Source organism: Patescibacteria group bacterium (assembly GCA_016784145.1).
GTDB lineage: Bacteria > Patescibacteriota > Patescibacteriia > UBA2591 > UBA6264 > BS150m-G65.
In genome coordinates, this window is sequence record JADHVF010000002.1 from 196,306 (window position 1) to 222,727 (window position 26,422).

General features: G+C 30.2%; 23 protein-coding genes and 4 tRNA genes. 24 read left to right on the forward strand and 3 right to left on the reverse strand.

Going from position 1 to position 26,422, the window contains the following annotated elements:
- From ISS06_02125 to ISS06_02145, 5 genes are all read left to right on the forward strand, one after another.
- On the forward strand, positions 1-1,089 hold the full coding sequence (locus tag ISS06_02125; GenBank protein MBL7053978.1) for a glycosyltransferase: 1,089 nt from the start codon (positions 1-3) through the stop codon (positions 1,087-1,089).
- Positions 1,079-2,638 carry a murein biosynthesis integral membrane protein MurJ gene (gene murJ, locus ISS06_02130; GenBank protein ID MBL7053979.1) on the forward strand — a complete coding sequence of 520 codons (1,560 nt, stop codon included), beginning with the start codon at positions 1,079-1,081 and terminating at the stop codon, positions 2,636-2,638. Before ISS06_02125 ends, murJ begins: the two co-directional genes overlap by 11 nt.
- A 9-nt stretch (positions 2,639-2,647) precedes the next feature.
- Positions 2,648-4,489, forward strand: coding sequence for an elongation factor 4 (gene lepA / locus ISS06_02135; protein MBL7053980.1), 1,842 nt, complete (start codon positions 2,648-2,650; stop codon positions 4,487-4,489).
- Positions 4,490-4,492: 3 nt separating this feature from the next.
- Positions 4,493-4,885, forward strand: a complete 393-nt coding sequence (locus ISS06_02140; protein ID MBL7053981.1) for a septum formation initiator family protein — start codon at positions 4,493-4,495, stop codon at positions 4,883-4,885.
- Positions 4,886-5,502: 617 nt separating this feature from the next.
- Positions 5,503-6,036, forward strand: a complete 534-nt coding sequence (locus ISS06_02145) for a phosphatase PAP2 family protein (protein MBL7053982.1) — start codon at positions 5,503-5,505, stop codon at positions 6,034-6,036.
- Between the two features lie 140 nt (positions 6,037-6,176).
- On the opposite strand, the gene ISS06_02150 is transcribed toward ISS06_02145, so the two are convergent.
- On the reverse strand, positions 6,177-6,458 hold the full coding sequence (locus ISS06_02150) for a hypothetical protein (GenBank protein MBL7053983.1): 282 nt from the start codon (positions 6,456-6,458) through the stop codon (positions 6,177-6,179).
- 86 nt (positions 6,459-6,544) lie between these two features.
- On the opposite strand from ISS06_02150, the gene ISS06_02155 reads away from it, so the two are divergent.
- From ISS06_02155 to ISS06_02165, 3 genes are all read left to right on the forward strand, one after another.
- Positions 6,545-6,721, forward strand: coding sequence for a hypothetical protein (locus ISS06_02155; protein ID MBL7053984.1), 177 nt, complete (start codon positions 6,545-6,547; stop codon positions 6,719-6,721).
- Positions 6,722-6,809: 88 nt separating this feature from the next.
- A tRNA-Met gene (locus ISS06_02160) sits at positions 6,810-6,884 on the forward strand.
- A 2-nt stretch (positions 6,885-6,886) separates the two neighbouring features.
- A tRNA-Met gene (locus tag ISS06_02165) sits at positions 6,887-6,958 on the forward strand.
- Between the two features lie 83 nt (positions 6,959-7,041).
- On the opposite strand, the gene ISS06_02170 is transcribed toward ISS06_02165, so the two are convergent.
- Positions 7,042-7,127: transfer RNA gene (locus ISS06_02170), tRNA-Leu, on the reverse strand.
- Between the two features lies 1 nt (position 7,128).
- The gene (gene topA / locus ISS06_02175) at positions 7,129-9,243 is read right to left on the reverse strand and encodes a type I DNA topoisomerase (GenBank protein MBL7053985.1); all 2,115 of its coding nucleotides are present in this window, start codon (positions 9,241-9,243) and stop codon (positions 7,129-7,131) included.
- Positions 9,244-9,366: 123 nt separating this feature from the next.
- Here topA and ISS06_02180 point away from each other — a divergent pair, with 123 nt between their 5' ends.
- From ISS06_02180 to ISS06_02255, 16 genes are all read left to right on the forward strand, one after another.
- On the forward strand, positions 9,367-9,633 hold the full coding sequence (locus tag ISS06_02180; GenBank protein ID MBL7053986.1) for a hypothetical protein: 267 nt from the start codon (positions 9,367-9,369) through the stop codon (positions 9,631-9,633).
- A gap of 70 nt (positions 9,634-9,703) precedes the next feature.
- The gene (locus tag ISS06_02185) at positions 9,704-10,777 is read left to right on the forward strand and encodes a UDP-N-acetylglucosamine--N-acetylmuramyl-(pentapeptide) pyrophosphoryl-undecaprenol N-acetylglucosamine transferase (protein ID MBL7053987.1); all 1,074 of its coding nucleotides are present in this window, start codon (positions 9,704-9,706) and stop codon (positions 10,775-10,777) included.
- Entirely contained in the window at positions 10,758-12,140 is a 1,383-nt protein-coding gene (murC, locus tag ISS06_02190) for a UDP-N-acetylmuramate--L-alanine ligase (GenBank protein MBL7053988.1), read from the forward strand. Before ISS06_02185 ends, murC begins: the two co-directional genes overlap by 20 nt.
- Before the next feature lie 65 nt (positions 12,141-12,205).
- On the forward strand, positions 12,206-12,931 hold the full coding sequence (locus tag ISS06_02195; GenBank protein ID MBL7053989.1) for a hypothetical protein: 726 nt from the start codon (positions 12,206-12,208) through the stop codon (positions 12,929-12,931).
- Positions 12,932-12,939: 8 nt separating this feature from the next.
- Complete coding sequence (gene grpE / locus ISS06_02200; protein MBL7053990.1) at positions 12,940-13,407, forward strand: nucleotide exchange factor GrpE; 468 nt, start codon at positions 12,940-12,942, stop codon at positions 13,405-13,407.
- A 95-nt stretch (positions 13,408-13,502) separates the two neighbouring features.
- On the forward strand, positions 13,503-15,383 hold the full coding sequence (gene dnaK / locus ISS06_02205) for a molecular chaperone DnaK (GenBank protein MBL7053991.1): 1,881 nt from the start codon (positions 13,503-13,505) through the stop codon (positions 15,381-15,383).
- A gap of 98 nt (positions 15,384-15,481) precedes the next feature.
- Positions 15,482-16,429, forward strand: a complete 948-nt coding sequence (locus ISS06_02210; protein ID MBL7053992.1) for a hypothetical protein — start codon at positions 15,482-15,484, stop codon at positions 16,427-16,429.
- Positions 16,430-16,509: 80 nt separating this feature from the next.
- Complete coding sequence (rpsI, locus tag ISS06_02215) at positions 16,510-17,130, forward strand: 30S ribosomal protein S9 (GenBank protein MBL7053993.1); 621 nt, start codon at positions 16,510-16,512, stop codon at positions 17,128-17,130.
- 77 nt (positions 17,131-17,207) lie between these two features.
- A complete protein-coding gene (locus ISS06_02220; GenBank protein MBL7053994.1) occupies positions 17,208-18,653 on the forward strand; it encodes an oligosaccharide flippase family protein in 1,446 nt (481 codons plus the stop codon).
- Entirely contained in the window at positions 18,650-19,891 is a 1,242-nt protein-coding gene (locus ISS06_02225; GenBank protein MBL7053995.1) for a glycosyltransferase, read from the forward strand. Before ISS06_02220 ends, ISS06_02225 begins: the two co-directional genes overlap by 4 nt.
- The gene (locus tag ISS06_02230; GenBank protein MBL7053996.1) at positions 19,888-20,748 is read left to right on the forward strand and encodes a glycosyltransferase family 2 protein; all 861 of its coding nucleotides are present in this window, start codon (positions 19,888-19,890) and stop codon (positions 20,746-20,748) included. Before ISS06_02225 ends, ISS06_02230 begins: the two co-directional genes overlap by 4 nt.
- A 4-nt stretch (positions 20,749-20,752) precedes the next feature.
- Positions 20,753-22,168: an O-antigen ligase family protein gene (locus ISS06_02235; GenBank protein MBL7053997.1), complete on the forward strand. Its 1,416-nt coding sequence runs from the start codon at positions 20,753-20,755 to the stop codon at positions 22,166-22,168.
- Positions 22,169-22,174: 6 nt separating this feature from the next.
- Positions 22,175-23,206: a glycosyltransferase family 2 protein gene (locus tag ISS06_02240; protein ID MBL7053998.1), complete on the forward strand. Its 1,032-nt coding sequence runs from the start codon at positions 22,175-22,177 to the stop codon at positions 23,204-23,206.
- Positions 23,194-23,973 carry a glycosyltransferase family 2 protein gene (locus tag ISS06_02245; protein ID MBL7053999.1) on the forward strand — a complete coding sequence of 260 codons (780 nt, stop codon included), beginning with the start codon at positions 23,194-23,196 and terminating at the stop codon, positions 23,971-23,973. Before ISS06_02240 ends, ISS06_02245 begins: the two co-directional genes overlap by 13 nt.
- 58 nt (positions 23,974-24,031) lie before the next feature.
- Positions 24,032-24,105, forward strand: a tRNA-Gln gene (locus tag ISS06_02250).
- A 219-nt stretch (positions 24,106-24,324) separates the two neighbouring features.
- Positions 24,325-26,406, forward strand: coding sequence for a DUF262 domain-containing protein (locus tag ISS06_02255; protein ID MBL7054000.1), 2,082 nt, complete (start codon positions 24,325-24,327; stop codon positions 26,404-26,406).
- The last annotated feature ends 16 nt before the right edge of the window (positions 26,407-26,422 follow it).

A 26,422-nucleotide genomic window follows, 5' to 3' on the forward strand; every position in this document is an offset into this window, starting at 1 on the left:
ATGCGAGTTGCATTAGTTCATGATTTTTTAACTCAATATGGTGGAGCGGAAAAAGTTTTAGAATCTTTTCATGAAATTTGGCCTAAAGCGCCAATTTTTACTTTATTTTATAACGAGCAAGTAATGGGAGAAAAATTTAAAGATTGGGATATTAGGCCTTCTCCGATTCAAAACTTGCCATTAGCAGTTAAAAAATATAGGTGGTATTTACCATTAATGCCTAGCGCTATTGAAAGATTTGATTTAAGTAATTTTGATTTAGTTATTTCAGATAGCTCGGCTTATAGTAAAGGTGTAATAACTCAGCCCCAGACAGTTCATATTTCTTACATACATTCGCCTACCAGATATTTATGGTCTGATACATATAATTATTTAGAAGGATTGTCTGGTGGAGAAAAGTTAGTTAAAAAGATTTTGCCAATTATTTTAACAAATTTAAGAAAGTGGGATTTTATAGCAGCTCAAAGGCCTGATTATTTGTTAGCAAATTCAAAATTTATAGCAGATAGAATTAAAAAATATTATCGTAGAGAAGTGTCTGCAGTTGTTTATCCTCCGGTTGAAGTTGATAAATTTAAAGTTTCAAAAAAGCTTGAAGATTATTATGTGCTTGTTTCAAGATTTAGACCTTATAAAAAAGTAGATTTAGCAATCAGAGCTTTTAATAAACTGAAAATTCCTTTAAAAGTTATTGGCACGGGCAATATAGCAGAATTAAAAAAAATAGCTGGTCCTTATATCGAATTTTTAGGATTTGTCTCTGACCAAGATAAGGCAGATTATTTGTCTAAAGCAAAGGCATTTATTCATCCTCAAGAAGAGGATTTTGGCATTACACCAGTTGAATCAATGGCTAGTGGCCGACCAGTAATTGCTTATAATTCTGGTGGTGCAACTGAAACAGTTATTCAAGATAAAACAGGTAGTTTTTTTAGTGAGCAGACATGGGAAAGTTTAGCAGAAGCAGTTGTTAAGTTTGATTATAAAAAATTTGATTCTAATATAATCCAACAACATGCTTCAGGATTTGGAGATAAAAGATTTAAAAAGCAAATATTAGATTTTGTTAATTTATATGTTAAGTAAAAGTTTTAATGCGCAAAATACTGTTGCAGGTGGAGCAATTATCATTGCTCTTTTTTCTGTTATTAGTCGTATTTTAGGTCTTTTTAGGGATCGTCTTTTAAGTGGTAATTTTGGAGCTGGTAATGTTTTGGATGCTTATTATGCTTCTTTTCGTTTACCTGATTTGGTTTTTCAAATTCTTGTTTTTGGAGCTCTTTCATCTGCTTTTATTCCTGTTTTTTTAGAGCATTTTTCAAAAGATAAAACAAGAGCTTGGGGAATTACGAATTTAGTTTTAAATTCTTTGTTTTTAATAATTTTTATTTTTAGTATTATATTTTTTATTTTTGCTCCTTTGCTTGTTGATATAATGGTGCCAGGGTTTGATGAGAGTACAAAGTCTTTAACTGTTTCTTTAACTAGAATTATGTTACTTGGTTCTTTGTTTTTTACACTAAGCAATGTAGTTAGTAGTGTGTTAACTGCTTTAAGAAGGTTTTTAGTTTATAGTTTAGCTCCTGTGATGTATAATATTGGTATTATTTTTGGTATTTTATTTTTAACTAAAACTAATTTAGGAATTCTTGGCCTGGCCTGGGGAGTTGTTTTAGGGGCTTTCCTTCATTTATTGATACAAATACCAATGTTTTTTAAATTAGGGTTTAAATGGTCTTATAAATTTAATATTTTTGACCCAGTTGTAAAGAAAATATTAAAATTAATGTTGCCTCGTTGTTTTGGTTTGGCTGTTTCACAGCTTAATTTTATAGTAATAACATTTATTGCTTCAACTATTGCAGTTGGGTCAGTAGCTGTTTATAGCTTGGCTTTTAATTTAATAAGTGTGCCAGTTGGTATTTTTGGCATATCTCTTGCTGTTTCACTTTTTCCACTTTTAAGCAAAAGAGTTATTGACAAAGAGTATGGCTTGATTGCACATCAATTTTCAAGGACAATCAGATATATTGCTTATTTAATAATTCCTGTTTCAGTGTTGTTTATTCTATTGAGAACTCAGATTGTCCGAATAATTTTAGGAACAGGTATTTTCTCGTGGAAAGACACTGTTTTGACAGCTCAAACATTGGGATGGTTTTCCTTTTCTTTATTTGCCCAAACATTGATTCCTGTTTTCGCAAGGTCGTTTTATGCATACCAAGACACGGTTACGCCAGTTAAAATTGCTTTAATAAGTTTTACGATTAATATTGTGGGGTGTATTTTATTGGCCCCAATAATGGGGGTTTATGGACTGGCTTTAGCTTTTTCTCTTTCTTCTATTATTAATATATCTTTATTGTATATTGCTTTTAATAAAAAAAATAAATTAAACACAGCTGAAATTTTTAATTCATTTTTTAAGATAATAGGTTTATCTGCTTTAATGGTTGTGGTTGTACAGGTAGTTAAGTATCAAATTGGTGATATGGTGAATATGCATACATTTTTAGGTGTTTTTATTCAATTAGTCGTATCAGGATTAGCAGGCATATTGTTTTATGTTTTGATGAGCTTTGTTTTTAAGTTTAAGGAAATAAAAATATTTTTATATTTTTTAAAAAAAAGATAGTTTAATTTTATGACAAGTTTAAATATTCGTAATTTTTGTATTATTTCTCATATTGACCACGGGAAATCAACTTTAGCTGATCGTCTTTTAGAAATAACAGGCACGGTTAAGAAAGAACAAATGAAGCCACAGTATCTTGACAAAATGGCTTTAGAAAGAGAAAGGGGGATTACGATTAAATTACAGCCAGTTAGAATGAATTATTCTTTAAACAATAAACAATATATTTTAAATCTAATTGATACGCCTGGGCATGCGGATTTTTCTTATGAAGTTTCTCGTTCTTTAGCAGCAGTGGAAGGAGCTATTTTGTTGATTGATGCTAGGCAAGGGATACAGGCACAAACTTTAGCAAATCTTTATTTGGCTAAAAAACAAAATCTTGTAATTATTCCCGTTATTAATAAAATTGATTTGTCTGGAGTTGATTTAGATAAACGGAAAAAAGAATTAGTGGATTTACTGGAAATAGAAGAGGATGATATTGTTTGTATATCTGCTAAAGATGGGAAAAACATAGAGCAAGTTTTAGCTGTTTTAATAGATAAAGTTCCGTCGCCGGTTATAGATTCAGTAAAGTCATTTCAAGCATTAATTTATGATTCTTTTTTTGATGACTACAGAGGAGTGATTGCCTTTGTTCGTGTTTTTAATGGAGTTGTTAAAAAAGATGATAAAATAAAATTATTGGGAACTAAAACTAAAACAATTGTTACTCAAACGGGCTTTTTTTCACCAGATTTAGTAGCCAAAGACAATTTGTTTGCTGGAGAAATTGGATATATTTCAACTGGCTTAAAAGATATTGAAAAATGTCGAGTAGGAGATACTATTTGTTTGGATGGTGATAATGTTGATGCTTTGCCAGGATATGAAGAACCATTGTCAATGGTTTTTGCTGGTATATATCCGAAAAATGGCGATGAATTTGAAAAATTAAAAAACGCTTTATTAAAATTAAAATTAAATGATTCTAGTTTAAATTTTCAACCAGAAGGATTTTCTGCTGATGGTAGCTCTGTGCTTGGCAAGGGATTTAGAGTTGGATTTTTAGGGATGCTCCATCTTGATATTGTTCAGGAGCGATTAAAGAGAGAATATGGATTGGATTTGGTTGTCACATATCCTAATATTGCTTATAGAGTCTTTTCAGATAATCAAGCAAAAGAGTTTAAGACAATTCGTTCTCCTTTGGATTTTACAAATGATTCTTCAATAACACAGGTTCAAGAGCCTTGGGTGGTTATAAAAATTATTATGCCAGAAGAGTCGCTTGGTTCAGTTATGAACTTTATTACAGAATTTTCAATGGCACAAAAATCAGGCAATAAATTTATAGAAATTAAGTATATCGGTTCGGGCATATCAAAACAAAGGCAAGTTATCTTGATATATCACATACCATTTGCATTACTGCTGGCTGATTTTTATGACAAGCTTAAAAGTGTATCGCAAGGGTATGCTTCTTATAGCTATAAGATTATTGGTTATTTGCCCACTGATGTAGTTAAGATGGATATTTTAATTGCAGGTGATGTGGTTAAGCAATTAGCATCTATTGTCTATAGGGATTTTTCTTATATTCATGGTAGAAAAATTGTTAAAAAATTAAAAAAACTTTTACCTCGACAACTTTTTGAAGTCAAAATACAAGCAGCTATTAATAATAGAATTTTGGCTTCTGAAAAAATTCCTGCTTTACGAAAAAATGTTACGGATAAGCTTTATGGAGGAGATGTCACGAGAAAGAAGAAGTTATTAGCCAAACAAAAAAAAGGCAAAAAGAGAATGATGAAAACAGGAAAGGTAAATATACCGTCAGATGTTTATTGGAAATTAATGAAAGGATAAATTATGCCTAGAAAAAAAGAATCAAGTTTAAAAAGTATTATTTCTTCTAAAATATTATTTTATGTTTTAATATTATTTATTTTTATTTTAATGCTTTCCTTGATAAGGGAAGTTAATACAAAGATTTATTTAAAAAAAGAATTATCAAGAATACAGAGCCAAGTTGAATCATTAACAGCCAAAAATACGAATTACTTAGAAGAGATTGAAAAAAGTAAAACAGAATATTTTAAAGAAAAACAGGCTCGTTTAAAAATGGGATTAAAAAAACCAGGCGAAGATGTTATAGTTATTGTTCCAGTAGAAGATGATGTTGATGAGCAAAATAAAGGTTTTTTTGAAAAACAAGCATCAAATATAAAAATCTGGTGGAATCTTTTTTTTAAACCCAACTAATAAATATAATCGGTAATTAATAATCGCTAATTGGTAATTAATAATCGCTAATTGGTAATTAATAAGTCTGCCAGGGCCCGATTTTTTACTTAGGGGCAAGGCCCCTAAGTGAAGTAATTCAGGAGATTCGTGCTCAATATCTACTTAGGGGCAAGGCCCCTAAGTGAAATTGTTGATTATTGATTACTGATTATTGATTTGTAATCTACTTAGGGGCAAGGCCCCTAAGTGAAGTAATTCAGGAGATTCGTGCTCAATATCTACTTAGGGGCAAGGCCCCTAAGTAACTAAGGAAGAGTGAAATTGTTGATTATTGATTACTGATTATTGATTTGTAATCTACTTAGGGGCAAGGCCCCTAAGTAACTAAGGAAGAGTGAAATTGTTGATTATTGATTACTGATTATTGATTTGTAATCTACTTAGGGGCAAGGCCCCTAAGTGAAGTAATTCAGGAGATTCGTGTTCAATATCTACTTAGGGGCAAGGCCCCTAAGTAACTAAGTGAAATTGTTGAAGGCCCCTAAGTAACTTGCCAGGGTCTGACTTAGGCAGTCCTGGTAGTTTGGCAGTTTCCTGTCAAGTTTTGCTCTAACAAGTTTTAATGGTGTGTTTTTATGGATTACATAATTTTAAAATATATTAATAGCTTTGCGGGAAAATTTTTATGGCTTGATATGATAGGAATCATAATTACTGATTTTTTGATTTTATTCATGCCTTTGATTATTTTTCTTGTTTATTTTCTTTTTAATAAAAAAAGAAAAATTTTATATATTTTTCTTAAATTTATGCTTGGCTTTGTACTAGTAATGTCATTTGGTTATTTGATCTCGCAAATAATTGCTAGGCCCAGGCCATTTTTAGTTTATAGTGAGATTTATCAATTAACAAAATTTAAGATGCTTGTTCAGGATTTTTCGTTTCCATCTCATCATACTGCTAATTCTTTTATCATGGCCATTATTGTTTTTTATGATTGGAAAAGATTTGGTTCAATTTTGTTAGTTTTTGCCTTTTTAATAGGTGTTAGCAGAGTTTTTGTGGGGGTCCATTATCCAACAGATGTTTTAGGTGGTATTGTTCTGTCTATTATTTGTGCGTTATTAACCAACCATCTTTTATCTCAGCGTGTCAAAACCAGTCCCTAACAAGACTAATAAGAGGGGCATCTTTCTTTTGGATAAGGATTCTCTAAGTACAAATCCATTGTCTTTTTCAATAGCCATTTTACGCATAAAATTTCGACCAACAAAGCAAAGGTGTTTAAAATAAAAAAAGGCTCTTATTTCTAAGAGCCTTTTGTTTTATCCACAGAATTTGAAATTAGCAATGGTCCGAGTATCAACATGAATAGCCCAATACAGAGCAATATAAACCCGCCTAATCCTACTATATGGAGTATTGCTAGTTTTCCTCCTTTTACAATTAGAATTACTCCTATTACAATAGAAAGAAGTTGGAGTAGTGTTTTGCTAATCTTTTTTTTCATGCTAGTAGCTTTTTTTCTCATTTTTTTCTCCTTTTTTAATGAGCAAAAATATTTTTCTTTATAATATATAGAGCATGTCATAATTTTTAAATTTTGTCAATATAAAATTTTTATGCTAAAATATAAATAGATTTGAAAAATAAACAAGAAATAAAAAGGAGGTCAAGATGGACGAAACAGAAAGAATGACAGAAATGAAAAAACTCGCAGCCGCCCTGGCATTGATATGTGGTTTTTTAAGTTGGTTATGGACATCTAATTCAATCATGGGATTAATTGTAATGATTCTGGCTTATCTGGTTATTGTTAAGTTGTCTAATAAGAAAAACCAAATAGTTGAATAAAAAAAATAAGGGCTGTTACAAAAACAGCCCTTTAGTTTTGACTTGATTATTTTTTTGTTTGTGTTATTATATATTTAGAAGTCATTGACGCGGGGTAGAGCAATGGCAGCTCGTCAGGCCCATAACCTGAAGGTTGAAGGTTCGAATCCTTCCCCCGCAACCATTGGCGGTGTAGCTCAGCGGTAGAGCAATGGACTCATAAGCCATGTGTCGCGGGTTCGACTCCCGCCACCGCTACTTTTTTATTTTAGCAAGAGAAAAAAATATAAAAACAACTCTACATTTAATACAAGAGTTGTTTTATTTTTATATTTTAGTAATGGTACCGGAGGAGGGACTCGAACCCTCAAGGACTAAGTCCATACGATTTTGAATCGCACGTGTATACCAATTCCACCACTCCGGCTTTAAGATAAAATAAAATCACATTCTTTGTTGCTACATTTTATTTTCTTACCATTTTTTGTTAACAAGCTACCACATTTTTCACATTTTTTATCAATTGGTTCATTCCATAAAGCAAAATCACATTTAGGCCAGCTAGGGCAGCCAAAGAAAAATCTTCCTTTTCTGGTTTTTTTCTTCACAATTTCATTTTTTTGACATTTAGGACATTTAATACCAGTGCCATTATTTTCTTTTGATTTATTGTCTTTTCCTTTTAGGTTCTCTGTAAATTTACATTTTGGAAAACCAGCACAAGCAATGAACTTTCCAAATCGGCCCATCTTGATAATTAATAATTCTCCACATTTTGGGCATTTCTTGTCAGTTTTTTCATCAAATGATTTTTTAGCCACTTCTTCTTCTTTTTTGTCTAGATTTTTTTTAAATGGTTTGTAAAAGTCTTTTATCATTTTCATATAATTTATTTCATTATTAGCTATTTTATCTAAATCTTCTTCCATTTTAGCAGTAAATTCATAATTGACAATGTCAGGAAAATGCTTGATTAAGAAATTATTTACTAATTCACCTATTTCAGTGGGGCGAAATCTTTTGTCTTCTCTGGTTACATAATTTCTTAATTGAATTGTTGAAATTATTGGAGAATAAGTTGATGGTCTGCCAATACCATATTTTTCTAATGTTTTAATTAAACTTGCTTCAGTATATCTTGGCAAAGGTTCTGTAAAATGTTGTTTGTTGTTTATTTTTAAAAGTTTTAATGTTTCATCTATTTTTATATTTGGTAATATAATTTGTTTCATTTTATCTGGATATAGTTTTAGCCAGCCAGCAAATTTTATACTTGATCCAGAAGTTTTTAGTTCGTATTTTGTTTGTTTTTTTAAAGCTTGTATTTTTATAGTAGCAGTATTAATTCTTGCTTCAGTCATTTGAGAAGCAACTGCTTTTCTCCAAATTAAGTCATATAACTTGTATTGATTGTTGTCCAAGTATTGTTTTATTTTATCAGGAGTATTAGTACAATCAGTTGGTCTAATTGCTTCGTGAGCTTCTTGAGCTGTTTTTTTATTTGTTTTATATCTTGTCAATTTACTATATTCACTGCCGTATTTGTTTAAAATATATTCTTTTGTTTGTTTTAGAAAATCTTCTGACAGGTTGAGAGAGTCTGTTCTTAGATATGTAATTAAACCAGCTGCTTGTTTTCCTTCTAATGGTATTCCTTCATAAAGTTTTTGGGCCACAAACATTGTTTTTTTTACTGAAAAACCTAATTCTTGATTTGCTCGTTGTTGCAAGGTAGAAGTCTTAAAAGGGGGAGTGGTATATTTGTTTTTATCTTTATCTTTAATGTCTAAAACTTTGTATTCTGCCTTGATTAGGTCTTGTTTAATCTCGTCTGCTTGTTTAGTTGTTTTAATATCTAGTTTGGCAATCCTGACATCATCTTTTTTTATGAGGTTTGCCAAAAACTCTGTTTTATCATTAGTTGTTCCTTGTAACAAGGCCTCAATTGACCAATATTCCGTTGGTATGAATTTAGCTATTTCTGTTTCTCTTTCAACTATTAACCTGACTGTTGGTGATTGAACTCGTCCGGCTGAGAGCCCTTTGGTTATTTTTTTCCATAAAAATGGAGATAATTTGTAGCCAACTAATCTATCTAATATTCGTCGAGTTTGTTGAGCATTAACCATGGCCATATTAATTTCAGTTGGATTTTTAATGGCTTGTTTAATGGCTGATTTTGTAATTTCATGAAAAGCAATTCTAAAAAATGTCTTGTCTTTTATTTTCTTTTTTTGACTATGTGTTTTTAGAATTTCATAAATATGCCAGGCAATTGCTTCTCCTTCTCTATCCTCGTCTGTGGCTAAATAAACATCATCAGCTTTTTCAAATATTTTTTTTAATTTGGTGACGTGTTTTGACTTTTTTCTAGGAATAACATATTTTATTTCAAAATCATCTGTTTCATCAATATCAATCCCTAAATTTCCTTTAGGAAGATCTCTTATGTGTCCATTAGATGATTCAACTATAAAATTATTACCTAAAAAACGGCTGATTGTTCTGGCTTTGGTTGGCGATTCTACAATTACTAGTTTCATATTTCAATATCTTGACTTTTTTAAATTTTTTTGCTATATTATTTAATAAGTAGTGATAAGTAAATTTATTAAATCACAAAACAAAAAAAAACACAAGGAGGAGAGATGTTTAAAATTCAAAAAGTGATAAGAAATGATAATGGAATAGTTACTGATATAGAGACGGTTTTTAATGATTACCTCACAGTTAGATGCGTGTTTGATTATGAGAAGGAAAAAGTAGTAATTGCTTCAAGAGTTGTTCCTGATGAAGTTTTGCAGAGTTATGATGTTCTCAAGCTTACGCCAAAACAAAAAGGTGAATTATACAAAGTTTGTAGAGGAATTTTTGAAGCAAGCTTTAAAGAAAAGAGCAATCCAGCCCAATTAGATTTATTTCTTAACACTTAATCCAAACAATAGGCGCTCATTTAAAAATGGGCGCTTTGTCTTTTCACCCAAAACAATGTATAATAAAAATATGAAAATAATATTAGTGGGAGGTGGCACGGGCGGTTCGGTTGCTCCTTTAATTGCCATTGCTAAACAAATAAAAAAAATTAATTTTAGAGCAGAGTTTTTGTTTGTTGGCACCAAACAAGGAATTCCTGAGAAACAAATGGTTGGTTTTGTGGACATTCCATATAAGTCAATTTTCTCAGGCAAGTTAAGGAGATATTTTAGTTTTAAAAATATTATTGACCCCTTTTTTATAATAATGGGTTTCATCCAGTCAATTTTTATTATATTAAAATACAAGCCAGTTATTATTTTAAGCGCAGGCGGGTTTGTGGCCGTGCCATTGTCTTGGGCTGGCTGGTTATTAAGAAAGCAGATTTTTATTCATCAGCAAGATGTTTTGCCTGGTTTGGCAAATAAATTAATATCATTAATAGCCACCAAAATAACAGTTAGTTTAGACAAATCATTGAATGACTTTAATAATAAGAAAACAGTTTTAACAGGTAATCCGGTTAGAGATTTTATATTACAAGGTAGCAAAGATAAAGCAATTGAATTTTTTAATTTAAAAAATGATTTGCCTGTTTTATTAGTTATTTCAGGTGGTACTGGCTCTGATAAGATAAATAGAACAATTTTTACAGCCGTGCCTGAATTGACAAAATTCTGTCAAATAATTCATATTACTGGTAAAAAGTATGATAAAATTCCATATCATTCTAATTATCATCAATATAAGTTTTTAAATAAACAAATGCCAGATGCTTATGCTGGAGCAGATTTAATTATTTCGCGGGCTGGCATGGGTGTTTTAACAGAAGTTAGTGTTTTGGCAAAGCCAGTTATCATAATTCCTATTCCTAATTCTCATCAGGAAAATAATGCTGAATATTTTTTTAATAAAAATGCTGGCTGGCTTTTACCTCAGTCAAAATTAAGTGCTAACGCAATCACAGACAAGGTAAGGTCTTTATTGTCTGCCAAAGAGGAGTTATTTCTTAAGAGCAGGAATATAGCTAAAATAAATAATAGTCAATCATCTAGAAAAATAGCAGAATTAATTCTTAAAACATATGCCCAAAAAAAGAATTAATTTAAATAAAATTAAAAAAGTTTATTTTGTAGGCATGGGTGGTATTGGTCTTAGCGCTCTGGCTAAAATGATGCTTCAACAAAATAAACTTGTAGTTGGTGCTGACATTTCATCATCAGCCACAAGCAAAGAAATAGCTAACTTAGGAGCAAAGGTTTATAGTCATCATAAAGGGGTTAATGTAACAAAAGATGTAGATTGTTTGATTTATTCTTCAGCCGTGCCAATTAATAACCCTGAAAGACAAATGGCCAGGAAGTTTAATCTTCCTTGTTTTTCTTATACAGAATTTTTAGGAGAATTAAGTAAAGAAAAATTTACTATTGCTATTTCTGGCACAAATGGCAAAAGCACGGTTACTTCAATGTTGGGTCTTGTGCTAGTTAAGGGAAAATTAGATCCAACCGTTATAGTTGGTAGTCAGATTTTTTCATGGCAGAGCAATTTTAGGCAGGGTAATTCAAATTATTTTTTAGTTGAAGCTTGTGAATACAAGGCCAATATGTTAAATCTTTATCCAAATATTATAGTTTTGACTAATATAGAAGCAGACCATCTTGATTTTTATAAAGACATCAATCACATTGTTCGTGTTTTTCAAACATATATCAATAATCTTCCTAAAAATGGAATTTTAATTTTAAATTCGGATGATTATTATTTATCAAAATTAAAAATAGCTAGACAAGTAATAACTTATGGCATCAAAAATAAATCAGATGTAATGGCTAAAAATATTAAAACTGGTAATGGCTGGCAAGAGTTTGATTTATGCACTGATAATCAATCAAATAAAATAAGAATAAAAGTGCCAGGTAGGTTTAATATTTATAATTGTTTGGCAACAATTGCGACGGCTTTGTATTTTAATATAGATAAGAAAATCATCATAAAAACATTGACTAATTTTAATGGTATTTGGAGAAGGTTTGAAAGGGTAGGGGAAAGAGACAAAGCAATTATTATTTCTGATTATGCTCATCATCCAACCTCCATTGAATCAACCATTGCTTCAACCAAAGAGTTTTATCCTAATAAAAGAATCTTTGTTATTTTCCAACCACATCATCATAATAGGACAAAGAAATTATTTAATGAGTTTAAGCAAAGTTGTTTGGGTGCGGATTTTTTAATTATTCCAGAGATTTATAATGTGACTGGAAGAGAGCAATCAAAACATAAAATAAGTTCAGTTGATTTAGTTAAAGCAATCAAACAAGTTCAGCCTGATAAAAATGTTTTTTATGCTAAAGATTTAAAAATTGCCAAGCAATTAACATTAAAAAATATCAAAAAAAATGACATTGTTTTAATTATGGGAGCGGGAGACATAGATGATTTAGCTAGAGATTTAGTAAAATAAATATTTATCCACAATTTTTAGCACTCTAGCTTGACGAGTGCTAATTATATGTTATAATGTTTTTAATGAAAAAAAGAAGAGAAGAAATTCTAAAATTAATTACAGAAGAATATATAAAAACAGCACAACCAATTGGGTCTGATTATCTTTTTAATAAATTTAAAATAAAAGTAAGTCCAGCCACAATCAGAAATGAGATGATAGCGTTAGCCAAGAAAGATTATATTTACCAACCCTATACTTCAGCTGGTCGGGTGCCGACTATTAAAGGATTTAAGTATTATGTAGAAAAATTAATTTTTTCTAAAACAGGAGAAGAAATAGCTATTCCAAAACTTTCCAAAAAAGAATTAAATATTTTGGCTAATATAATAAAGCAAGATGTTTTAAACCAAGCTTTGATGAAAACAATTATCAGAAAAATGGCTTTAATGTCTAATGAATTAAGTTTTCTATCAATTGATAATGATTTTTTCTTTTACACGGGCTTGAGTCACTTGTTTAATCAGCCAGAGTTTTACGAATCAAACGCGGTTTGTGATATTTCAAATATAATTGACCATTTAGATAAAATAGTGATAAATATTTCTGATTCAATGGAACAAGAAACAGAAATATTTATAGGTAGAAAAAATTTACTTGATGATTTTTGTAGTGCTGTTTTAACTAACTTTTCATCTACTAATAGTAATAAACAAATTTTAATTGGTATTCTGGGCCCGACTAGAATGGATTATGGCAAGAATATAGCTTTAATAAATGAAGTTAAAGGGATGTTTTTTAATATATAAAAGTTTTTATGACAAGCAAAGAAAAACAAACAAGCAAGACCACAGCTAAAATAGCTAAACTAGAACAAGAAAAAGAGCAATATCTTAATGGCTGGAGAAGAACAAAAGCAGATTATATGAACAGAGAAAAAGAGATAGCAAAAGAAAAAGAAAATTGGATAAAATTTGCTAATTCAGAATTAATTTTAGATTTGTTGCCAATTTTAGATAGTTTTGATGGTCTTTTAAAGGATTATTCAAACACAGTCAAACAAGAAAAATGGGTTAAAGGCATAAAGCAGATTAAAAAACAATTAGAAGATTTTTTAAAAAAACAAGGAATAACTAGAATAAAAACAAACGGAGAGGAATTTGACCCTCTTTATCATGAAGCAGTAGGTAAAGTAGGTGATTTAGGGAAGATAGACAAAGAAGTTCAAGCAGGTTATCTAGTAAAGGGAAAAGTAATTCGTTCATCCAAGGTAATTATTAAATAAAATAAATTAATTAATTGTATCTAACTACTATTAAAAAATATTCTGGATGATTTTTCAGACAGGTAGTTATTTATCAAATAAAATGAGGTATATTTATGAGTAAAGTTATTGGTATTGATTTAGGAACTTCAAATTCTGCTGCTTGTTATATGGAAGCAGGCAAACCAAAAATGATTCCTTCAGCAGAAGGAACAACAATTGTTGGTGGCAAGGCATTCCCATCTTATGTTGCTTTTTCAAAGGACGGTGAACTCTTGGTAGGGGAGCCAGCCAGACGACAAGCAATTGCTAATCCAGCCAACACAATTTTTGGAGCTAAAAGGAAAATGGGAACAGATTATAAGTACAAAATATCTGATAAAGAATACACCCCACAACAAATTTCATCTTTTATTCTTCAAAAAATCAAAAAAGATGCTGAAATGTATTTAGGAGATAAGGTTGAAAAAGCAGTTATTACTGTGCCAGCTTATTTTAGTGATGCACAACGTCAAGCAACCAAGGATGCTGGCAAAATAGCTGGCTTGGAAGTACTTAGGTTGGTTAATGAACCAACTGCTGCTTCATTAGCTTATGGGCTTGATAAAGCAAAAGAAAAAGACCAACAAGTGCTTGTTTTTGATTTTGGAGCAGGAACACTTGATGTTACAATCATGAATTTTGGTGATGGAGTTTTTGAAGTTAAGTCAACTTCGGGCGATACTAATCTTGGCGGCACAGACATGGATGAAGTTTTAATTGATTATATTTCAAGAGAATTCAAACAAGCAGAAGGGGTTGATTTAAAAAATGATAAAATGGCTATGCAGAGAATTAGAGAAGCTGCTGAAAAAGCTAAGATAGAACTTTCTTCATCCCTGGAAACAAGCATTAACTTGCCGTTTATTACCGCAGATAATGAAGGACCAAAACATCTTGACATGAAGATAACCAGAGCAAAAATAGAAGAATTAGTAGACTCAATTGTTCAGAAATGCAATTCATCAATTGAAAAAGCAATTAATGATGCAAAATTAAAGGCAAGTGATATTGAAAAAGTTATTTTAGTTGGCGGACCAACTAGAATGCCTATTGTCCAAAAATTTATTCAAAATATTTTTGGAGACAAAATAGAGAGAGGCGTTGACCCAATGGAATGTGTAGCCTCTGGGGCAGCAATTCAGGGAGCAATTTTATCAGGAGATGAAGAAGTAAAAGATGTTTTACTTCTAGATGTTACTCCATTAACCTTGGGCATTGAAACATTGGGAGGTGTTTTAACTCCATTGATTGAGAAAAACACCACGGTTCCAACTTCAAAATCTCAAACATTTTCAACGGCTGTTGATAATCAACCATCAGTAGAAATTCATATCTTACAAGGAGAAAGAGCCATGGCTAAAGATAGTCGAACATTAGGTAGATTTATCTTAGATGGCTTGCCTTCAGCGCCAAGGGCTCTTCCGCAAATTGAAGTCACTTTTGAACTTGATGCTAATGGAATATTGACTGTGACAGCCAAAGATAAGGCGACTAAAAAAGAACAACATATAACCATTAAGGATTCTTCTGCTTTATCTGAAGAAGAGATTGCTAAAATGAAAAAAGAGGCAGATAAATTTGCTACTGAAGATAAAACAAAGAAAGAATTAATTGATTTGAGAAATCAAGTTGATGTTTTGATTAGCACATCTGAAAAAGCATTAAAACAGTCAGGAGATAAAGTTAAGGAAGAGGATAAGCAAGAAATTGAAGGAAAAATAAAAAATTTAAAGGATGTTAAAGACAAGGATGACATTGATGTTATAAAAAAAGCAATTGAAGAATTGAATACTTCAATTCAAAAAATTGGTGAAGCAATATATGGCTCTCAACAAACTTCTCCGACTGGAATGCCAGGACAAGATGCAAGCAAAGAACAGGGCAAGAAAAAGGACGAGCAAGAAAACAAGGATAAGAAAGGGCCAATTGAAGGAGAAGTTGAGGAGAAGAAATAATTAAATTATTACAGACAAAGGTCAGGCTCCATTAAGGGGCCTGATTTTTATTGCGTGAATTCATTTAGTTGTATTTGACAAAATTGGATTTTTTAATGATGATTAAAGATATGAAAGAAACAAACATCAACTTAATCTTAAAAACAAAAATAAATGTCAAGATATTATGTTTAGTAATATTCTTTTTTCTGTTTGGAATGAATTTTTGGTTGTCATTGTTTAATTTTTTTCAATTAGGCAATAGTAATGTTTTTGGTTTGATTTATTTAATTTTGAGTTGGTTATCTTGGTTGATTATTTCATCAATATTTTACCTTTTAATAGATAATCGCAAGATTATTTATCCATTTATTTTGGTTGTTTGGGTATTTTTCTTTTTTTTCTTTCCTGTTTTTATTTATTTACCTTGGTTGTTGAGCGGATTTATTTTAACAGTATTAGGGTATGAATTAATAAGAAAAGAAAAAAAACAAAGAATAGATCTTTGCTTAAGGAAAATATATAAAAAAGGGATTGGATTGATTCTTGTTAGTGCTTGTTTGCTTGTTTCAGTAGTATATTATTATAATCCATTACTCAAATTAGATCAAAATAAAATAGAAATTCCAGTTGAGTTTACAAGCATGATATTAATGCCAGCGTCTGCATTTATAAATAAAATTATTCCAATATATGACCAAGAAGCAACCATAGAAGACATGCTTTCAATAGGAGTAGTGCTAGGGGGGAGCTTGGACTTATCTCTGATTGATGCTAAAAAACAAGAATTAAGTGATTCATTGGGAGTTGATATCAAGGGGAATGAAACAATTGATATGCTTATAACAAATATGATCAATTTTCAAATAAACCAATTTGTAGGGCCTTACTCCAAAGAAATTTCAGTTGGTATTGCTGTGGCTTTGTTTTTTTTGTTTAAGTTTTTCGGAAAATTTTTATGGTTATTCGGATTTATTATAAGCAAAATAGTTATTCAAATGCTTTTGTTTTTTAATTTTATTAAAAAGGAGCGCGGTTCCAAATTAGCTGAAGTATTAAAAATTTAAAAAATAATCTTGCTTTTTTTAAAGTTTTTAAGTATAATTATTAATAACTTAATCCATATTATTTTAAATATTATTTATATATGCCAATAAAGTCAAAAGAAAAAAAGAAAACAACCAAGCAAGTAACAAAACCAGTTAAAAAAACTGTGTCAAAAACTGTTGTCAAGAAAGTTGCTCCAAAGAAAAAAGTTGTGAAAAAGGTTGTAAAGAAAGTTGCTCCAAAGAAAAAAGTTGTGAAAAAGGTTGTAAAGAAAGTTGCTCCAAAGAAAAAAGTTGTAAAAAAAATTGCTCTAAAGAAAACAATCAAACAAGAACAAGTAATTTGGGCTACTGGCAAGAGAAAAACATCTATTGCTAGAGTTATATTTTTTTCAAAAGGAAGCGGGGAAATATATGTAAATAAACAACCGTATAAAAAATATTTTAATATATTAGAATTAAAAAACAAAGTTGTTTCTCCGATTGAATTATTAAAACAAGCAGATAATTTCCAGTTTAAAATAAAAGTTCAAGGAGGAGGACAAACAGGACAAGCAGATGCTATTCTTTTAGGAATATCAAGAGCATTAATTAAATTTAACCCTGATTGGAGAAAAGAGCTAAAAGCAGCCGGATTTTTAAAAAGAGATGCTAGAAAAAAAGAAAGAAAAAAACCAGGATTAAAGAGAGCTAGAAGAGCTCCTCAATGGAAGAAGCGTTAATTTTTATAATTTCACTGATAGAATAATTTTGATAAAACGTCTTTATTGAGGACGTTTTATTGATTAATTTATTATAAATGATTTCAACTGCAAAAAATACTTTTTATTTAGTTATTGCTTATGTTTATCAAAAATTAATAGCTCTTTTATATTTTATTTTTTTAGCACGTTATCTGGGAGCAATTAATTTTGGAAAATACACTTTTGCAATTACTTTTGTTGCATTTTTTTCTATTTTAATAGACTTTGGGTTATTTCCGGTCTTAACAAGAGAAATTGCTAGGAATAAGTCAAATACAATTAAGTATTTTGGTAATATTTTATTATTTAGTATTATTATAGGTTTGGCCACATTTTTTTTAATATATTGGGTTGTTAATTTCTTTGAGTATGAGCCAATCCTTAAGACATTGGTTTATGTAAGTTTTTTAATAGTTTTTTTAGATACTTTGGCTCTTTTAATTTATCATGTTTTTAGAGGATTTTTAAATTTAAAATTTGAAAGCATTGGTATAATTGTTCACAAGACAGTAATGTTATTGTCTGGATTATTCTTAATTTATTTTAAAGCTGATTTGATTTGGCTCATGATGCCTCTTTTAATTGGAGCATTTTTTTATTTAGGAAATGCTATTTTCTTTTTAAAAAAAGAACTAAATATTTGGCCTATACCGAGATTTGATTGGCCAAAGTTAAAACCTTTATTGATTTTGGCTTGGCCTTTTTTTATAGCAATGCTTTTTGGCAAAATCTATGGCACTGCTGACACAATTTTACTTAAACATATTAGTGGAGATAAGTTTGTTGGCTGGTATATGGCTTCTCAAAAATTAGCTGTTTCGTTTTTAGTTTTAGTAGCTGGCTCATTGGGGACGGTTTTGTATCCTGCTTTTAGCTATTATTTTGTTAGGTCAAAAAAATATTTAAATGACTTGTTTCATAAAGGGATTTTTTATTTAATGTTTATTGCAATTCCATTGGTGTTTGGTTTCTTGTTATTGTCAAAAGAAATTATTTTATTTATTTATGGCAAAGATTATTTGTCAGCTAGATTTTCTTTAATTTTCATTTCTTTAGCAATCCCGTTTATGTTTTTTGATTATATAATAGCTGGCTTTTTAAATGCTTGTGACAAACAAAAAGCAAATACGCTTGTGCATGGTCTGGGAGCTGCTTTATTCGTTATTTTTAATTTAATTTTTATTCCTCTTTATCAACATAATGGGGCTGCCTTATCTGTTTTGCTTGGCTTTTTTATGCTTTTCTTGTTTGAAGTTTATTTATCATCAAAAATTATTAAAATAAGATTTAAGTATTTTTTTAAAAAGATTGGCTTAAGTATAATTTGTTCAATCGCAATGATTGGCTTGCTTTTAGTAATAAAAGAAAAAGTTCATATTCTTATTTCAGTCAGTTCTGGCATAATTGTCTATTTTGCTAGTGCCTTGTTATTTGGATTGATAACCAAACAAGAAATTATGTTTGTTAAAGATATTATTAAAATAAAAAAGAAAAATATATGAAATTAGAGATAGTAATGTTTAATATGTCTACTCACTCAGAAAGAAAGCAGGGAATTGTTAATCGTAATTATCATGTTGTTAAGAATTTATTAAACAATGAATCAGTTGTTAGAATTTTTGCTGTTGATTTTTTACCCTTTACTTTTAAAAGGGCTTTGAGAATATTTTTTGAAAATATATTTTATAAACAAGAGGGCAAGGTTATTTATAGAGACATTACAACCAAGTGTGTTAAAAGTAATGAGTTTTCTACGGAACTTTATATTTTTTCGACCATTGATTCAATTTTTTCAAAACAAAAAGTAATTCAAAAAATTAATAAAATTTTAGATAAAATTAATGAGTCATCAAAAAATGCTAATAAAGAATTAAAAAGAATAACTTGGTCATATTCACCAATGTTTGTTGATTATTTTTATAAACCAACCCAACCCAGCGGGATAAAATCAGATTTATTTATTTTTGATGCTGTTGACATTTGGACTCATCATCCATCTTTTTCATTATTTAAAAAAACATTAAAAGATAATTATTCAATCATTTCTCAAGCAAGCGACCTAATCTTTACGGTTTCCGAGAATCAGCTTAGTTTTTTTAAAAAATTAGGAGCTAAAAATGTTCATTGGATTGCAAATGGAGTTGATTTTAATTTTTTTGCAAAAGCAGAACAAACAAAGCCCTTAAAAGATTTAGACAAAATAACCAGGCCAATTATTGGCTATGTTGGAACAATTCAAAACAGAATTGATTTGGATTTAATGGAATATCTTGCTAAAAAAAATCCAGACAAGTCATTTGTTTTAGTTGGTCCTATTTGGCCTGTTTTTTTAAGAAAATTCAGGAGGCCGGCTATTGAAATTAAAAAAATAAAAAAATATAAAAATATCTATTTTTTAGGGAGAAAATCGTACAAATTAACGCCACGTTATATCAATGGTTTTAATTTAGCAATTATTCCGCATAAATTAGATGAATTTATTAAATATACATATTCTTTAAAGGCCTTGGAATATTTGGCTTGTGGTAAGCCAGTTGTAACCACGCCTGCTTCTGGTGTGGAAAAGTTTTCCCATTTGATTTATATTGCTAAAGATTATGTTGATTTTAATAAAAAAATTGACTTGGCTCTTAAAAGTGATAAAATAGAAACAAGCCAGCAAAGAAAAAAAATTGCAGAAACTAAAGACTGGCAACCGAAAATTAAAAAAATGATAGAATTAATAAATCAAAAAATATGACCTTGTCTATTATTATTGTTAGTTGGAATGTTAAAGCCCTTGTTGAGGCATGTTTATTGTCTATTTTTAAAAATGCTAAAGAATTAAAATATGAAATAATCGTCATTGACAACAATTCAAAGGACGGTAGCCAAGATTTGTTAAAAAAAATAGAACAAGACAATAATCAACTAAAAGTTGTTTTAAATAATAAGAATCTTGGTTTTTCAAAAGCAAATAATCAGGGGATTAGAAGAGCAAAGGGAAGATATATTTTATTGCTTAATCCTGACACTAAAATTTCAGGGATGTCTCTTCAAAAGGCAACTGATTTTATGGATAAAAATAAACAATGCGGAATTCTTGGTTCTAAAATAATAGGAGTTGATGATACTGTTCAGAATTCAATTAGAAAATTTCCAACCCCAATGTCTCAATTAATGATTTTTTTAAAATTCCATAGAATTTTTCCAAAATTAGGTGTTATTAATAGATATGTTCAGAAAAATTTTGATTATAATAAAATAGCAGAAGTTGATCAGGTCATGGGAGCATTTTTAATGACCAGAAAAAGTATTTTTGATAAGATTGGTTTGCTTGATGAAAATTTTTATTTATGGTTTGAGGAAGTTGATTTTTGTAAAAGAGTAAAATTGGCTGACTGGAAAATCATTTATAATCCAGATGTGAGAATTGTTCATTATGGAGCAGAAAGTTTTAAACAAATGCTTTCATTTTCAAAACAAAAAATATATACAACTAGTGCTCTTTATTATTTTCAAAAACATCATTCAATAAAACAATATTGGCCATTAATAATTTTTAGGCCGATAAGTTTGTTTTTAGCATTATTGGTTCAAATTTTCAAAATTAAATAATTTTATGAAAACAAGCTCAAATGAACAAATTAGATTTATTGTTTATTTATTCATCATATTCCAGCTATTATCAATAATTGGTTATTATTGGCAGACAGTGAGAGCTGTTGTTTTTTTTATTATAATTCTATTGACAATAATTGCTTGTTCACGAAAAATAGAATATGGTTTTTTAATTTTATTTTTTGAATTTTTAGCAGGACATGGTGGACATTTGTTTGAAATGGCTGGGATTTCCTTAAGAACATCATTATTTTTGATTGTAGTTGGTTGGTGGTTATTCAAACAAGCAGATAAATATAATTATAAAATTTTATTCACTTGGCCAAAATCACCAATTTTGGTTTTATATTTATTGCTAGGTTTTTTAGTTTTTAATGGATTAGTAAATGGCCTTAATTTTAATGACCCTGTCTTGGCAATTAAGGATGTGATGAATTATGCTTATCTTTTCTTGGTTTTTCCAATAATAGATATCTTAAAGAAGAATAATTTTAAAAAAGATTTTTTAAAACTATCACAAGGAGCAATCATTGGTATTAGTTTTATTACTATTTTAATTTTTTTCTTTTTTATTTTAGATTTGGTAGAAGTCCATGATTCTTTTTATTGGTGGTGGAGAAGCGTGGCTACTGGTAAGGCAACTTTTACTGGTAACAATTTTTTTAGAATAGTTAGTCCGCTTCATTTATTGATTTTACCTGCTTTTTTAATTTTGTTGAGCTTGTTAACTAGTCCTAAATTAAAATCAAATAAAATAGTTTTTTTAGCAATAATTTGTAGTTTGGTTTTACTTTTGAATTTTTCTAGAGCATATTTTTTAGGAATGATTATTGGTATGATTTTTTTAATAAAAAACTGGCAATGGAAAAAATGGCTGGGCTTTTGTTTAATTGTGATTATTGTTTTAATTCTTGAATTCACAGCTCTTTATGCCATTGCTAGCAAGGGACAAGCATTATCTGGTTTAAATTATTTTAAAGACAGAATGCACACTTTTGTTTCTCCTGAAGATGAAATGAGCTCTTTAACCAGAATGATTATTTTGCCAAATTTAATAACACAAATAAAGCAAAATCCTGTTTTTGGACAGGGGTTAGGAGCCAAAGTTTTCTTTGATGACCCAATTACAGGAGAAATTAAAAACACTTTTCATCTTGATTGGGGATATTTAGAAATATGGTTGGAATTGGGAATTTTTGGACTAGTGACTTACGGGCTTATATTATTATTTATTTTTTATTATGCTTATAAAAAATTAAAGCACATTACCAGCATTTTTGAGCAAAGATTTATAATAGGACTTTTGGCTGGGCTAGTCAGTATTGCGGTTTCTACTTTAACAGGCCCTTTTTTGTTTCATCCACTTGGCTTATTTTATTTAACTTTCACTTCTGCTTATATAATAAATACAAAATAATATTATATGCAAAAAATTTCAGTACAAATTGTAACCTTTAATAGTAAGATTTTTTTAAAAGATTGTCTGAATTCTTTGTTTGCTCAGACGTTTAAGGATTTTTCTGTTTTAATTATTGATAACTGCTCAAAAGATGACTCATTAGAGTTTATTGAGAAAAATTATGCTAAACAAAAAGCAAACAAAAAGTTGTTTGTTATGCAAAATTCTAAAAACTTAGGTTTTTCCAAGGCGCATAATTTAGGCATTAAAATAACAAATTCCGAGTTTGTTTTGGTTATGAATCCAGACATTATCTTGTCTTCTAATTTTTTAAAAGAAATAATTAAATATATTGATAAAAAAAAGAGAATTGGTTGTGTTGGCGGAAAATTATTAAAAATAATAAACAAGGATAGAGAAATAGGCATTAAAGAAAAAACAAATATTATTGACAGTACAGGCATAGCCATTATTAAGTCAACCAGAGCTTTTGATAGGGGAGAAGGGCAAATAGATAAAAAGCAATATGATAAGGAAAATAATATTTTTGGAGTTTCTGGCGCCTGTGCTTTGTATCGTCGTAAAGCACTTGAAGACATTAAAATGCCGGTCATGACTGCTGAAATAGGAGATAATTATGAATATTTTGACGAAGATTTTTTTGCTTACAAAGAAGATGTTGATTTGGCTTGGCGAATAAAATTAAGAAAATGGAGAACAATTTATTGTCCTCAAGCAATTGCTTATCATTTTAGAGCAGGAGCTCCGTCAGGCAAAAAGTTTTCTCAATCTAAATTTGTTAATTATCTTTCTTTTAGAAATCATTTATGGTTTTTAATAAAAAATATTCATTTATCAAATTTTTTTATTCAATTTCACAGAATTTTTTTATACATATCAATTAAAGGAATCTATTTATTTTATTTACAACCAAAAGTTTTAATTAAAAGTAATTCGTCTTTTTTTAAAGGGATTATTAAAATGTATAAAAAAAGGAGATATATTTTAAAAAATGCCAGATTAAATGCTCAGCAAATAAAAATATGGTTTCAATAATTATAGTCAACTACAATCAAAAAAATTTATTAAAACAATGTTTAAGAAATATATCAGAAGCAGATATTAAGATTGATTATGAGATTATTATTATTGATAATAATTCAGAAGATGAAAGCAAGGAGTTTTTAGCAGGACTTTATTCAGAACCAAATATTAACATTATTTTAAATAATACTAATAATGGATTTGCTATGGCAAATAATCAGGGGATTAGGTTGTCAAAATATAAGTATGTTTTAAGCTTGAATCCAGATGTTATTGTTCAGTCAGGCGCTATTGAAAAACTTTATAATTTCTTGGAAACAAATTCAGGTGCAGGAATTGTTGCCCCTCAGTTACTTAATCCGGATAAAACAATTCAAAATTCTTGTTGTCGTTTTCCAAAATGGTATATTCCTATTTTAAGAAGAACATTTTTAGGGAAAATGCCAATTTTAAAAAAAGAATTATCTAAATACTTAATGCTTGATTTTGACCATCAACAAACTAGAGAAATTGATTGGGCGATTGGTGCTTGTTTGATGATTAGAAAAAAAATGTTAAATAAAATTGGCTTGTTTGATGAAAAATATTTTTTATATTTTGAAGATGTTGATTTAGCTCGCCGAGCATGGAAAGCAGACTTCAAAGTTCATTATTATCCAACCGCGGTTATGTTTCATTTTCATCAAAGAGTTTCAGCAGAGAAATCATTATGGTTGTCAATTTTTTCAAAAATAACCTGGATTCATATTGCCAGCGCTTTCAAGTATTTTTTGAAATAATTAGTCCTTATCTTGATTTTATTTTGGTTTTTTGATATTATAAATATATTGTCATTGTTCCGGGGTCGTCTAATGGCAGGACGTCAGGTTTTGGTCCTGAAAATTGGGGTTCGAGTCCCTGCTCCGGAGCCATAAATCAGAACAAAGTTCTAATTTATGCCGTGAACCGAATTTATTCTGGTTCATGTAAATAATCAGTTAATGCCAAAAATTGTGTAAAATACGAAAAACATCTTTTTAAAAGTGTTTTTTTGTTTTACATTTTATTAGAAAAAGTGCTATAATTACAGTATACAAATATAATGTAAATAAAAAATTTAGCTAAATTTGTAATATGGAAAAAATTAATCTATGAAAGCAACTGAAATAAAATTAATAGATTTTCTTAAAAAATCGCCCCAGTTTGTTATTCCTATTTACCAACGTACTTATAGTTGGAACGAGAAGCAGTGTTTACATTTATGGGAGGATATTTTGCGTACAGGGAGTAACAAAAATATTGCCGCGCATTTTATTGGCTCTATCGTTTATGTAGAAAAGGGCCTTTATTCTGTTGCGGGTCAATCACAACTTCTTGTGATTGATGGTCAACAAAGACTTACCACAATAACTTTACTAATTGAGGCACTTGCCCGCACTCTCAGAGGAAGTGAGCCGATAGAAGGATTCTCAGAAAAAGTGCTTCGTGATTATTACCTTCTCGATCCGCGTGAAGAAGGAGAAAAGAAGTATAAACTCATTTTATCTCAAACTGATAAAGCGTCATTAACAGCATTGCTTGATAACAGTCCTGAGCCGAAAGATTATTCTGTACGAATTAAAAAAAATTTTGAATTTTTTATAGATAAAATCGATGAAGAGAAAAATAACCTTGCGTCGATATGCAAAGGCTTAGCAAAGCTTATTATTGTAGACATATCTCTTAGTCGTGATCAGGATAATCCTCAACTCATCTTTGAAAGCTTAAACTCGACAGGACTTGAGCTAAGCCAGGCAGATTTGATTCGTAATTATATTTTAATGGGATTAGAGCCCGAGCTTCAGTTTAAATTGTACAACCAATATTGGCGACCGATGGAAATAGATTTTGGCCAGAAGGGTTACGCCTCATACTTTGATCGTTTTATGCGACATTATCTTACCGTGAAGACAAGTGTTATTCCTAAAGAGCGCGAGGTATACGAGGTATTTAAACAATACGCGCATTCCCAAAAAGATGCGGGGGTTGAAGTTCTTGTCGCTGATATTCGAGTTTTTGCTGAATATTATTGTGCCATGGTTCTTGGTACTGAAACCGATTCAGAGCTAAAAATGGCCTTTCATGACTTTCTAGAGTTAAAGGCAGATGTTGCATTTCCATTCTTGTTAGAGCTTTATCATGATTATGATAAGAAAAATCTTTCTGCGCATGAGTTGCTAAAAATAGTGCGCCTGATAGAGAGTTATGTATTCAGGCGCGCCATATGTAGTATACCAACCAACTCGATGAATAAGACTTTTAGCACCTTTTCTCGTAATCTCAAAAAGGATCGCTATTTAGAGAGCGTGCAAGCAACATTTCTACTTCTTCCATCTTATAGGCGTTTCCCTGATAATGAAGAGTTCAAACGAGAAATTAAGCTTAAGAATGTTTATAACTTCCGTAGTCGGAGTTATTGGTTGCGCCGATTAGAAAATTATGAAAGAAAAGAACGCGTACCTGTAGTCGAGTATACTATTGAGCACATTATGCCACAAAATGAAAATCTATCAGCTGAGTGGAAATCAGAGCTTGGGTCTGAGTGGGAACGTATTCAAAACACTTATCTGCATACATTGGGCAATCTCACTCTAACCGGCTATAACTCTGAATATAGCGATAGGCCGTTTATGGAAAAACGAAATATGAAAGGAGGCTTTGCGGAAAGCCCATTACGATTGAATAAAGGGGTTGCTGAAAAAGAACATTGGACTGAACAAGAAATATTAAATCGAGCAGAGGTATTATCGGAACAGGCAACCAAGGTTTGGTTTGCCCCCACATTGGAACGTAGTATTTTAGATGCATACAAACCGAAGGCAGAAGTGACAGAGTATAGCATAGAAGACCATCCTTATCTATCAACAGAGCCCACGAGAGGTTTATTTGAAGAATTTCGTAAACAGGTTAAAGCACTAGATCCGTGTGTAACTGAGACATTTTTAAAACAGTATGTAGCATATAAGATGGAAACTAATTTTGTTGACGTTGTTCCTCAGGCAAAGCGATTACGTCTTTTGTTGAACATTGCATTTTCGGAAATTAATGATCCAAGGGGAATTTGTAGAGATGTCTCAGCGATTGGTCGATGGGGTAACGGCGATGTCGATGTCGGCCTTTCAGTGATCGAGGACATGGCTTATGTTATTGGATTGGTTCGTCAAGCATTTGAGAAGCAAATGGGAAATGGATAAGGGAATATAGGTGGTT